The sequence below is a fragment of the Mucilaginibacter sp. R-33 genome (genome assembly GCF_049949235.1).
Lineage (GTDB): Bacteria > Bacteroidota > Bacteroidia > Sphingobacteriales > Sphingobacteriaceae > Mucilaginibacter.
Genome location: NZ_CP188089.1, coordinates 6,044,859 through 6,057,079, shown reverse-complemented (window position 1 = coordinate 6,057,079; position 12,221 = coordinate 6,044,859). Strand labels below are relative to the sequence as shown.

General features: G+C 42.6%; 9 protein-coding genes. 3 read left to right on the top strand and 6 right to left on the bottom strand.

Going from position 1 to position 12,221, the window contains the following annotated elements; all coding sequences use genetic code 11:
* Positions 1-21: 21 nt before the first annotated feature.
* Together ACP26M_RS25145 and ACP26M_RS25140 are read right to left on the bottom strand one after the other, a co-directional pair.
* Positions 22-408, bottom strand: coding sequence for a hypothetical protein (locus ACP26M_RS25145; RefSeq protein WP_426584289.1), 387 nt, complete (start codon positions 406-408; stop codon positions 22-24).
* Positions 405-635, bottom strand: a complete 231-nt coding sequence (locus ACP26M_RS25140; RefSeq protein WP_426584287.1) for an AtpZ/AtpI family protein — start codon at positions 633-635, stop codon at positions 405-407. The genes ACP26M_RS25145 and ACP26M_RS25140 overlap by 4 nt, the downstream gene beginning before the upstream one ends.
* A gap of 70 nt (positions 636-705) precedes the next feature.
* On the opposite strand from ACP26M_RS25140, the gene ACP26M_RS25135 reads away from it, so the two are divergent.
* From ACP26M_RS25135 to uvrC, 3 genes are all read left to right on the top strand, one after another.
* Positions 706-3,672, top strand: coding sequence for a tetratricopeptide repeat protein (locus ACP26M_RS25135; RefSeq protein ID WP_426584285.1), 2,967 nt, complete (start codon positions 706-708; stop codon positions 3,670-3,672).
* Positions 3,673-3,675: 3 nt separating this feature from the next.
* Positions 3,676-5,940 carry a transglycosylase domain-containing protein gene (locus ACP26M_RS25130; protein ID WP_426584283.1) on the top strand — a complete coding sequence of 755 codons (2,265 nt, stop codon included), beginning with the start codon at positions 3,676-3,678 and terminating at the stop codon, positions 5,938-5,940.
* 185 nt (positions 5,941-6,125) lie between these two features.
* Complete coding sequence (uvrC, locus tag ACP26M_RS25125) at positions 6,126-7,949, top strand: excinuclease ABC subunit UvrC (RefSeq protein WP_426584281.1); 1,824 nt, start codon at positions 6,126-6,128, stop codon at positions 7,947-7,949.
* An 83-nt stretch (positions 7,950-8,032) separates the two neighbouring features.
* On the opposite strand, the gene ACP26M_RS25120 is transcribed toward uvrC, so the two are convergent.
* The 4 genes from ACP26M_RS25120 to gldL form a co-directional block, all read right to left on the bottom strand.
* Positions 8,033-8,428, bottom strand: a complete 396-nt coding sequence (locus ACP26M_RS25120; protein ID WP_112653237.1) for a hypothetical protein — start codon at positions 8,426-8,428, stop codon at positions 8,033-8,035.
* A 410-nt stretch (positions 8,429-8,838) separates the two neighbouring features.
* The gene (gene gldN / locus ACP26M_RS25115) at positions 8,839-9,816 is read right to left on the bottom strand and encodes a gliding motility protein GldN (RefSeq protein ID WP_426584279.1); all 978 of its coding nucleotides are present in this window, start codon (positions 9,814-9,816) and stop codon (positions 8,839-8,841) included.
* A gap of 6 nt (positions 9,817-9,822) precedes the next feature.
* The gene (gene gldM / locus ACP26M_RS25110; protein ID WP_426584277.1) at positions 9,823-11,343 is read right to left on the bottom strand and encodes a gliding motility protein GldM; all 1,521 of its coding nucleotides are present in this window, start codon (positions 11,341-11,343) and stop codon (positions 9,823-9,825) included.
* Between the two features lie 40 nt (positions 11,344-11,383).
* Positions 11,384-12,184: a gliding motility protein GldL gene (gene gldL, locus ACP26M_RS25105; protein ID WP_426584275.1), complete on the bottom strand. Its 801-nt coding sequence runs from the start codon at positions 12,182-12,184 to the stop codon at positions 11,384-11,386.
* Positions 12,185-12,221 lie beyond the last annotated feature (37 nt).

The window sequence follows — 12,221 nt, the reverse complement described above, 5'->3', positions numbered from 1 at the left end:
AATCCATTAGCAGAGAGTTTTTTACTTTAATTTTTGGTTGCGCAAGGTACATAATAAGCCGTAAATTTCAAAGACGAGGTTGAAGAAATATACGTAAAAAAAATTGGCAATAAATATCACCTCGTTTACTTTGATTTTAAGTAAAAAAAACAGGCAAAAAAACATACAGGTCAAAAGCTTGATCATGGTAGCACCAAGGAAGGTTTGAGCATATATTTCCTTGTTGATTTTGGTTACTATCAGTATCGAAATAGTGGTAATAAATGTGAGCCCGGTTACAAAACCAAATATCACCCAAAAGTGAGGGTCAAGCCAGGAAGCATGAGCTGATCTGCTTAACAAAAATGGCGGCACAGCTATGATAACAGCAAATAGCAGGAATGATAAAACGGTGGTAAGCAATTTCAATTTTTAACAGATCTGATAACGATGAACAAAGCAATAAATACCCCGATAAGGGCCAGTACAGCGGTAGCCCATTTTACATCGTGCTTACCGGCCTCATCAATTTTATAGCCGGCAAAGGTAAAAATGCCGATAACAACCACCATCTGAAAACCGATACTACTGTATTTGGCATAAGCGCTTAAAGGTTTACCTACCTCATCTTCGTTATTTTGTTCATTTTCGGGCATGCGCAAATTTATTAAACCTATTGCATAATCTTTAGTATTTTAGCAATGCTTTTTTAACTACCATATAGCATTGAGGCGATTATCATCATCCTATAAATCAAACACCTACTTTTTTTTTCTGTTTGCAGTTATCCTGATAGCGGCCGGTTGTTCGCTTGAAAAACAAAGCGGCTTTAACCGCACCATGCAAAACCTCACTGCCCACTACAACATATTATTTAATGCTAATGAAATTTTAAGGCTCAAGCAGGAAAGCTACGCTGCATCCTTTCCCGATGCCTATAGTGAACTATTAAATGTATATCCCGATACTACCGCACAAACAGGTACGCCTGATAAGGACCTGGAAGAAGCTATCGTAAAAGCAAACAAGATCATCAGTATTAAGGAGCAAAGCCATTATTTAGGTGATGCTTACCTGGTACTGGGCAAATCCCGCTACCTGGAGGCTAATTATTTTGATGCTGTTGAGTATTGTAATTATGTAACCCGTTCATTTGGCAAACAAACCAATCTAAAGCAGGAGGCTTTGGTATGGAAGGCCCGCGGGCTTATGTACCTTAACCAGTTACCTTTAGCTAAACTGGTAATTGATTCGGCCATACAGGATATCAACCCTAAAAAAAATGTTACTGCCGATGTTTACGCCACCAAGCTGCAATATGATATCTTAACCCAAAACTATGCCGAAGCCGAAGAGATGGCTAAACTGGCCATTAAATACAGTTATGTTAGCAATCTCAAACTCCGCTGGATATTTATCCTGGGCCAATTACAGGAACTCAACCTCAAGCCGGCCGATGCCTATGAAAGCTATACCCGCATAGTTAAAAGCAACGCCAGTTTTGAAATGGCATTTAATGCTAACCTTAACAGGATCCGCATCCGCGACAATCAAAACGGTGTTAAAGCCAGTAAGATCGATCTGCTACGTGCCCTGCTTAAGAATGAAGACAATACCGATTTTTACGACCAGATCTATTACCAGATTGGTGAACAACAGTTCAAAGCCGGCGAAATCGACAACGCCCTGAAAAGTTATAAGAAATCAGTACGGGTAAGCACCAAAAATCAAAACCAAAAAGGCCTTTCGTATTTACGTATTGCCGATATCAACTTTAAAAACAAGGCCGATTACGTAAATGCCAGGCTTTATTATGACAGTACGCTCAATAACCTGTCGACAAATTATCCCGGTTATCAGCTCATCCGCAAAAAGGCCGATAACCTGCAGATCCTTACCCGCCTGCTTGAAACCATCTCGCGCGAAGATACCCTGCAAATGCTTACCGCTTTGGATGAGAAAGCCCGTGATACCCATATAGATGAAATGGTAGCCCGCAAAACACGCCAGCAGCAACAAGCCGCTTTGGAAGCCACCGGTGCCGCTGCCAATGTCAATAACGGCACTATGCCAAATACCTTAGACAGAAACAGTAATTCACCTTCCTCCAATAAAAACAGCGGTAGTACATTTTACTTTTACAACAACAGCGCCGTAAGCCAGGGCTATAACGACTTTAAGCGTTTATGGGGCAACCGTAAGCTGGAGGATAACTGGCGTCGCAGCAGGCGTTCAAATACTGGTATTCCTACAGCCAATACCGGCATTGGCTCACAGGTTAATGATCCGGATGCTCCGGTTGGTAGCTTAGCGTACAATAGCACAAATGTATCGGCCGGTACTTTCAGGCAGGACTTGGTTAAAAACCTGCCTCTCACCCCTGCCCTTTTGCAGCAATCCAATTTCAAGATCTACAACGCTTATTTTGAAATGGCCAATTTTTATCGTGATGTATTGGAAGATAAAAAGGAAGCCATTGCCACTTACGAAACTTTGCTTAGCCGCTTTCCTCAAAGCAGCGATAAACCTTCTATCTATTATAACCTTTACAGACTTTATGCCGATATCGATGCGACAAAATCAAACGATTACAAGAACAGGCTGCTTAAAGAGTATTCGGAAAGTGTATTTGCTAAAGTAATTCTTGATCCGGATTATGCACGCAAGCTGGCAGATGTAGATGCTGTATTTAACGGCTTTTATAACGAAGTGTACGATCAGTATGCTCAAAAGCAATACGCAAAAGTGATTGAGAAAGCAAATGATTTGCTTAACAAATATCCTGACAACCGGTATGCAGCGCAGTTATACTATCTGAAAGCTATTGCTGCCGGGCATATGGAAAAGTTGCCCCCATTTCAGGCCGATCTGCAGTTAATCGCTGCAACATATCCGCAGGATAAGCTCATCGCCCCACTGGTAAACCAACACCTGGCCTATATCGATTCGAACAAGGTCGAAATAGCTGCGCGTCCGGTGGTATTATTTAATGATGATCCTAACGAGATCCCCTTTACCCCACCGGTAGCATATCAAAAACAAACAGAATACCGTCCGCCATATACCCCATCGGCACAAAATGTAACTCCCCAGGAGCGCCTGCCCGAACGGGATACGCATATAATAGCAGGGGCTAAAACATCGGCACCACAAATTCAGCAGGCTGCAATTCAACAACCAAAACAACTTGCCGTAGGCCAGATCCCTTTACCGCAGCATCAAATGCCGGATACTTCAAGGGATATAGCCACGCAGCCGGCACCAAAACAAAAAGATACTGTGGCTACTGTTCAACCGGTCGCCCTTAACAATGCACCTGCGGTAAACTACATATTCAGCAAGCGCGATAGCAGCAACTATTACTTTGTGATAAATGTATCCAGTGGTACAACTAATCTGGCTTCTACACGTTTTGGAGTAGGGCAGTTTAACCGTACACGATACACCCGCAGCGAAGTAATCCACCACGTTAAAAGCGTTGGCGAAAATAACCAGCTGATATACGTTGGCCGTTTTTACAGCCTTGCCGATGCTAAAGATTATGCACGTACCATTGTACCTCTGCTACCCGATATTATGAAGGTTCCAAAGGATAAATACAGCATTTTTATCATTACCAAAGAAAATCTGGATAAATTAGCAACCCAAAGTATATTGGATAGTTATTTTGACTACTATCAGAAATTTTATTAGAAAATGAGAACCACTAACACAAGGTTTAACTCGAAAAATCAACTCCAGCCTGCAGATATAAGAAGATACAACTGGTACATATGGCGAATTGTGCTTGGCCTTTTTGCTTTTGTTGTTATGATGATAACACTCACTATTTTTGATGTGTTCGGTCAGCTGCCTTCGTTCCGCGACCTGGAAAACCCCAAGAGCAACCAGGCTACAGAGATCATCTCGTCCGATAAACAGGTATTGGGGACTTATTATATTCAAAACCGCTCAAACGTTACTTACCGCGAACTATCGCCAAACGTAATTAACGCTTTGGTTGCTACCGAAGATAAACGCTTTTATGACCATTCAGGTATTGACTTTGGCCGAAGCTTTACCATCTTCGCGCATTTGCTCATTGGGCAAAAGCAGGGTGGCAGTACCATAACGCAACAGCTGGCGCTTAACCTTTTTTCAGAACGTTCGGCCAATCCTTTTAAGCGGATCATCCAAAAACTCCAGGAGTGGGTTACAGCTGTTAAGCTTGAACGCCATTACACCAAAGAAGAGATCCTCACCATGTACCTTAACACGGTCGACTTTGGTGCTTATAACACTTATGGTATCAAATCGGCCGCGCGCACTTATTTTAACACTACGCCTGATAAACTAACACCCGATCAGGCTGCCCTCTTAATAGGCATGGTTAACGGCCCCGGCATTTATTCGCCTATCCGTCACCCGGATAATGCACTTAAAAGGCGTAACCTGGTACTAAACCGTATGGCCGAACAAAATTACCTGAGCGAAGGCCAGGTTGAAGAATATAAACGCAAGCCACTTGGCCTTGATTTTCACCAAAACAATCACTTTGACGGACTGGCTCCATACTTCCGTTCGGTATTGAAGAAAGAGCTTCAAAAGATCTTTAAAGAACAGAATATTAACCGCCCTGATGGCACCCCTTACGATCTTGACCGCGACGGCTTAAAAATATATACCACCATTGATGCCACCATGCAACAATATGCGGAGGATGCGCAGCGTGATTATATGAAAGATTTGCAGGCACATTTCAATGACCACTGGCGCGGCCGTAACCTTTACAAAAGCATCCACAACTTCAAATTTTTGCTTGACCAGGGCATGCAAAAATCTGACAGGTACAAACAACTGAAGCAACAGGAAAAATCTGACGAGGAGATTGAAGAAAACTTCAAGACCAAAACCATGCTTAACCTGTTTACCTGGCACGGCAATATCGATACCATGATGAGGCCAATTGACAGTATTATCTACTGTAAAATGCTTTTGCGTAATGCTCTCATGAGTATGGATCCCACAACCGGCTATGTTAAGGCATGGGTTGGCGGCACCAACTTTGAACATTTTAAATATGACCAGGTAAAGAATGGCACCCGCCAGGTAGGTTCAACAGCCAAACCATTTACTTATGCTGTGGCTATCGACAACGGCTACTCTCCATGTATGAAAATCAATAACGTGCCTGATACTATCCGTGGTTATGGCGCGCCGTGGTGCCCGCGCTCGTCGCCATCCGAAACTTTGCCGGGCTTTATTACTTTAAGGCAGGCACTGGCGCACTCACAAAACTGGGTTACGGCCCACGTTATGGGCGAGGTTAAACCAGAACCTGTTGTTGATCTGATCAAAAAAATGGGTATTACAACCAATGTTCCGCCTTATCCCTCAATTTGCCTGGGTACGTTTGATGCTTCTGTGTTTGAGATGACCGCCGCTTACTCCGCTTTTGCCAACCACGGCCTGTGGACAGAGCCTACTTATATTTTACGCATTGAAGATAAAAACGGCAACGTATTGTATACCCATACTCCGCGCGTGGTGCAAGCCATGAACCCGCAAACGGCTTATGTGATGACCTATATGCTTAAAGGTGTAATTGAAGATGGTACCGGTTCAAGATTAACCTATAAATATGGTTTACGCAACCCTATCGGTGGTAAAACCGGTACAACCCAAAATAACTCCGACGGTTGGTTTATAGGTATAACCCCACAACTGGTTACCGGCTTATGGACAGGTTGCGAAGATCGTGACATTGCCTTCCAGAGCACCCGTTTGGGCGAAGGTGCCAACAGTGCCCTGCCGATATTTGCCATGTACATGAAAAAGGTATATGCCAATGCAGCTTTAGGCATTAAAAAGAATGTTGATTTTGATGCCCCTGCAAATGGAGTTAGCATCATATTGGATTGCGGAGCCTATAACCAGCAGCAACAGGGAACTACCGAAGTGGATAAGAAATTGGGATTTTAATTATTTTTGTTTAGGGTTAATGCCCCATCGTCATTGTTAATTTTAAATATGTCATTGCGGGCGATAGCATGGCAATCGCGAACTAAGCAGGTCGGCCCTGTATAGGATGCGATTGCTTCGTCGTTCCTCCCCGCAATGACATATCTCAGATTAGTAATGACGTTTTCATTAAAACCAATAACTCAGTGAGCGAGAAATTCGATTATAAAAGTGCTTTAAAAAACATCCCTCACAAGCCCGGAGTCTACCAGTACTGGGATAGTGAGCAGGAACTGATATATATTGGTAAGGCTAAAGATTTGCGCAATCGCGTTGGCTCGTATTTTAACCAGGATATCCATATCAATGCCAAAACACGGGTACTGGTATCCAAAATCCGTGCTATAACTTTTACTATCGTTGACACTGAGGTTGATGCCTGGCTGCTGGAAAACAGCATGATCAAGAAGCATCAGCCTCGCTACAACGTCATGCTTAAGGATGATAAAACCTATCCATGGATCATCATTAAAAACGAAAATTACCCACGCATCTTCTGGACCCGCCGTATAATCAAAGACGGCTCCAAATACCTTGGCCCGTATGCATCTATAAGCATGATGCATAACATTTTAGGGCTTATTAAGGAAACTTATCCTCTACGTACCTGCAACCTGCAGCTTACCCGCGAAAATATTGATAAGGGCAAGTTTAAAGTTTGTTTGGAATACCAATTGGGTAATTGCAAAGGCCCCTGCCAAAACTATCAAACCGAAGAAGACTATGATAACAGCATCGAAGAAATTAAGGATATTCTGAACGGGAAGATTGGTGCAGTTCTTCGTCGCTTAAAAAATGAGATGGAAGCGGCTGCTATAGAAATGAATTTTGAGCTGGCGCACCGGCTCAAACGCAAGTTCGAACTGCTTGAAAATTACCAAAGCAAATCCACTGTTGTTAACTCATCTATTACTGATGTGGATGTGTTCAGTATAGCATCTGAAGAAAAACTGGCTTTCGTGAACTTTCTGAAGGTGATGAATGGTACTATTATCCAAACGCAAACCATCGAACTAAAAAAACGCCTTGACGAAAGCGACGAGGAATTGCTTACGCTGGCCATATCCGAGTTCAGGAGCCGTTACAGCAGCGACAGCAAGGAAATCATCGTACCGTTTGATATCGATCTCGAGGACCATCCAAACATCAAATTCACCGTACCAAAACTGGGCGAAAAACGCAAATTGCTTGACCTTTCGCAAAAGAATGTACAGTTCTTTAAAAAGGAAAAGATTGACCAGTACGAGAAACTGAACCCCGAGATCCGCACCGACCGGTTGCTCACGCAGATGATGAAAGATCTGCGCATGAACCAGCTGCCACGCCATATTGAATGTTTCGATAACTCTAACTTCCAGGGCAAATACCCGGTATCGGCCATTGTAGTGTTCAAGGATGGAAAGCCCTCCAAAAAAGATTACCGGCATTTTAACGTAAAAACCGTTGAAGGCCCTAACGACTTTGCCACTATGGAAGAAGCCGTACACCGCCGTTACCGCCGCATGCTGGATGAAGGAACAGAATTACCGCAGCTGATCGTGATTGATGGAGGTAAGGGCCAGTTATCATCGGCCATGCATAGCCTTAAGTTATTGGGTATAGATAAAAAGGTAACCGTGATAGGCATTGCCAAACGCCTGGAGGAGCTTTATTATCCTAACGATCAGTACCCCATGTATCTCGACAAAAAATCGGAAACACTTAAAGTGATCCAGCACCTGCGTGATGAGGCACACCGTTTTGGGATCACCTTCCACCGTAAAAAGCGCGATAAGGGCACATTGGTAACAGAACTTGAGCTGATAGAAGGCATAGGCAAAACCACAGCCGAAAAGCTGCTTAAATACTTTAAATCGGTAAAGAAGATTCGCGAAGCTAACGAGGAAATGCTACTCGAGGTAGTAAATCTTAAACAGGCCAAAGCCATATTGACGTATTTTAATACAGGAGCAGAAATTAAGCAAGGATAGCTCCCAGATTACTACGCCTAAAATAAAGAAGGCCTGGTTCAATCAACCAGGCCTTCTTTATATATTGATGTTTGTGATTTTTATTACTGGGCGATGTAAAATGATTTTTGATCGCCATCCTGATAAACATGGATTGATTTTTTAACTACCTGTTTGTCGGTAGTGATCTCCATAGTGTATTCACCATCTTCTAAACCGGTTAACACATAACCTTTGCTTACATCGGTTTTGCTTGGCACAATGTCTTTCAATAAAAGCTCATTTTCTTTATTGTAAACTTTTACTACTGACTTTCCATTTTCAGTTTTTGCAAAGTTCACTTTCAGACCGCGATCATGATCAAGGGCTTTAAAGCTTACAACTTCTTTGGCTTTAGGGGTAACATCGATTTTGTCTTCGTCGGCTTTGGCTGCTGTAGTAGCAAATACACCTGCAGTTAATAATACAAATAAGGCTGATAATTTTATTGAGGTTTTCATGATCGTAAGGTTTTAATGTTTTAAATATGTTGTGTTGTTGTTTTCAATGATCAAATGAACAACATATATTTTGATCGCTAAAAAGTGTTATACCAGCTGTAGATATAAATAGACAAAGCCTCAAAAACACTCGGCAAACCCTAAAAAGCCCTTGTTTACTATATTTCAGGCGTTGGTCGGAATTTTGGGGGAGTTGGTAGAAAGGAGTAAGCGATTGGTCATGCGTGGGGTGAAAATCGCATATGAAAAGAGATAAGCAATTGTTATCCTGTTAAATGTTTACCGGCTAAATAAGCACGGCAGCAGGTGCGATGAAAAATCTTAGCCGCCTTCCCGATAAAACAGATCTTAAAACAAAACAGGCGATGAAAATTCATCGCCTGTTTTATAATCTTGTTAATCTTAATGTATTAGTACTGCCAAAGATTAAGCTCCCAGTCAAGAAGGGACTTTTTAACCCTTTCTGATTCGTAAAGCTTATCAATACCCTGAGCATAATCTTTTATACGCTCATCTTTGTCGTTACTTTCTTTTACGATATAACTGGTAAAGATGCGTTTTATAAACACGTCGTCAAAGCTTAAGCCGGTGGCATCACTGTTACGGCTAACCACTTCTTTGGTTGCAAGTACCGCGCGTGCTTCAGGAAAATAAATCCAAAAAGCGGGCTGAAAATCGATGTCGAGTGTACCTGTACCTTTAGGTTTAACCAAAGGAGCAATACCTATAATCCGGGGCTCAAATACCGAGCGCTGTTTATCAAAGATCCAATCTTCTTTAATGCGGAATTTAAGCACGCTATCGGGGTTAAACTCACCTGCAACAAGCGTAGATGATATAACGTTATTATCCTTATCGCGCTTTTCAACCACGCTGCTGTCAGATGCTAACCGGCCACGGGCCTGTGCACCTGTTAAAGGAGTAGTAAAACCATCGCCATTGGGATCATCCTTTTTACCCGGGGTCGGGTCATATGCGGTAAGCTCGCCTTTGGCTATGGCATCAAGCAATACATCAATTAAACGGCCCTTGGGTGAAGCCAGGTACTGGTTCATCTTTTCGCGTACATCAATTTCGCGCCAAACGCGTTTGGCAAATGCCACATCATTTTCACGCAAATTAGGATACGGTGTAACCTTGGCGTTTAAAATATTGTTCTTTTTGTAATAGCCATCAAGCGGCCTGTCAAAAGGTTTTGCAGCAATTTTACTCGCAGTATCAAGGGGCTGCTGGCTGGTAACATTATCCGGCTGAACCTGTACAGGTTTCTGAGTTGTTTGCCTGGCGGTGGTGGCCTTTTTCGCCGGCGGCCTCTTGGTGCGCTTTTTTTGCGCATAAGCGCTTATACAAGCCAGGCACAGGATAACAACTAAAATTCTCTTTTTCATACGCGTTTAATTTGCGGATAATACAATCGGGTCAAGTGACCTCGGTGAATGGTCAGGACCTACCGCAACGATATCCTTAAATATAACAGTAGTTCCTGGTGTAACTGTATTTAAAGCACTACGCATAGCGCCGGTTAATTCCCCGCCTGAGCCTGATAAAATAATGGCATCCTGGCGCGGTTTTACAACCAGCATAGTAAAGTGCGTTACGTTAAATTTAGCATCAAAGTCAAAGTTATCCAACTGGGCAAAAAGCCTGTCCTGTGCTCTGATATTAGCCGAACTGGTGTTACCTCCGCTTTTACCTGCAAACTGTGGCTTAGGGTCAGGGATCCTTTTGATACGGAACTGTGTTGAACCCAATACCGCTCCTTTTGCACCACTAACAGAAATTGTAGCTTTGCCTATGCTGTTTACAATTGCTGTGTAATGCCCGCCCGAACCACTAAGAGAACCGGCACCACTAAAATGCACGTTTAAGTCGCTGGCTGCTACGCCAGGCGCAGATACCGAAATAGGATTCGGTACACCGATATAAAGTACATTCATTTTATCAGGAGAAATAACTGCCGAAGGCCTTGCAACTGTATATTCCTGCTTGAAAGGATAAGAGTCATTTTTACCGGTTGTATTGTTTTTAACCGTGATAAAACCTTCTACGGTATGTTTTCCTTCGCCGCTCGCGGTAATGGTATAATTACCCTTACCGTCTGTAACAGATACCCTGCTACCGTTAACAGTGATATCAGGGTTTGATTTTGAATCGTATGCTGTCAAAAAGATCTGGGCAGTATATGGCTGTCCTGCTATCACATAGCTGCTTGGAGCTACCACTACTGCGCTAAACTTATCTAGCGTAACCTGAGCCTGGTCAATTTTACCTAATAATTTCTTAACTACTTCGTTTTCGGCGTTTTTGCTATCAGCTTCAATTTTGGCTAAAGTAGTGAGGGCCGCGCCTAAAGGTATGCCATCCCCAAAATTGGCTTCTTGCCATGATTTTCTAACATCCCCATGCGGTTTTGGCGCTATGGTATTTAGTGAAAACTGTACGCCTACGCTGTCTTTACCCAAAGCTACCATTAACCTTTGGCGGGTTTCATCAATTTTAGCTTTCAATTTCTCCCCATTTCTCTGATTGATCATGATACGGGGCGATATATCCAGGTTATCCCGGGCATCAACGTCATCAATTTCGGGGTTAATCCCGCCGCCTTCCTGAATCAGCTTTGCTTTTAGCTGTTCAACGTAGGTATTTAATTCTGCAGCTATAGCACTTGCCTGTTTAGCTTTATCATAAATAGGTTTAGCCCTTTCAGGTTGTTCCTTCAATTTTGTAGCCTCAAAAGCGCTGTATGTATTTTGCAAACCAGTATTAACATTCCTGGTTGATGCATCCAAACTATTTGTAATATTCTTAAACGCGTCTAACAGGCTATCCGGTACGTTAAGGGCAATGAGGCCCAATAGTACCAGGTATAGTATACCTATCATTCGCTGTCTTGGGGTTTCCTTACCTCCGGCCATCTATTATAAATCTTTTCTGGTAATCAATTAATTAATTATATTAAACACGCGGCTGGTTCATGGCTGTAAGCATGTTACCATAAATGGCGTTTAATGATGCCAGGTTCTTAGCCAAACGACCTACCTCTTCCTTAAACTGTTTTGAATCATCCATTGATTCATTAAAGTTGTTCATGGTAAGCGAAAGGTTCTGGTAAAATTTATTCATTGATTTTAAGTGCGCGCTTGAATCCTGTAATTCCAGCTCGTAAACCGCGTTAAGCGCCGACAGGTTTTTAGCTAATTGGGTAACCTGGTCATGGTAAGCTTTTGAATCAACATTTGAATTAGCCATTTCTGTTAAATTAGCCGATGCCTTTTCAAAAGAAACACTTAGTTTTTCATAGCTTGCGGTTGCATCTTTAACTTTGCTTGTAAAAGCTATAGTAGCTTCCCCCGCATCAGTAACACGTGATATAGCGGCTACCTTATCGCCAAATGTGCGTAAACCATCACCAAGGCTGCGCACCAGCTCAGGGCCAATTTTTGCGTCTTCCATCATTTTATCCAGCGCAGCAGTTGTTGAGGGACCTGTATTACCGCCGCCTCTTACAGTTGCTTTTGGAAGCTCTCCCTGAAAGTCTTCATTTAATTCAGGATACACACGTGCCCAGTTAATTTCTTTATCTTCTCTCTGAAATCCTAATATAAAAAACAGTATAGCCTCAGTTATAAGTCCCCCTGCTATCCAGTAAGTGGCACCAGGCCAATGCAAAATCTTAAACATTAACCCTATAATCACCACAGTAGCACCCCATGATACGATGTTGCCTATTCCGTAAGGTTTTTTCTTTCCAGCCATAATAATTCAGAAGTAAACTTTTATTTTTTAATTTGAT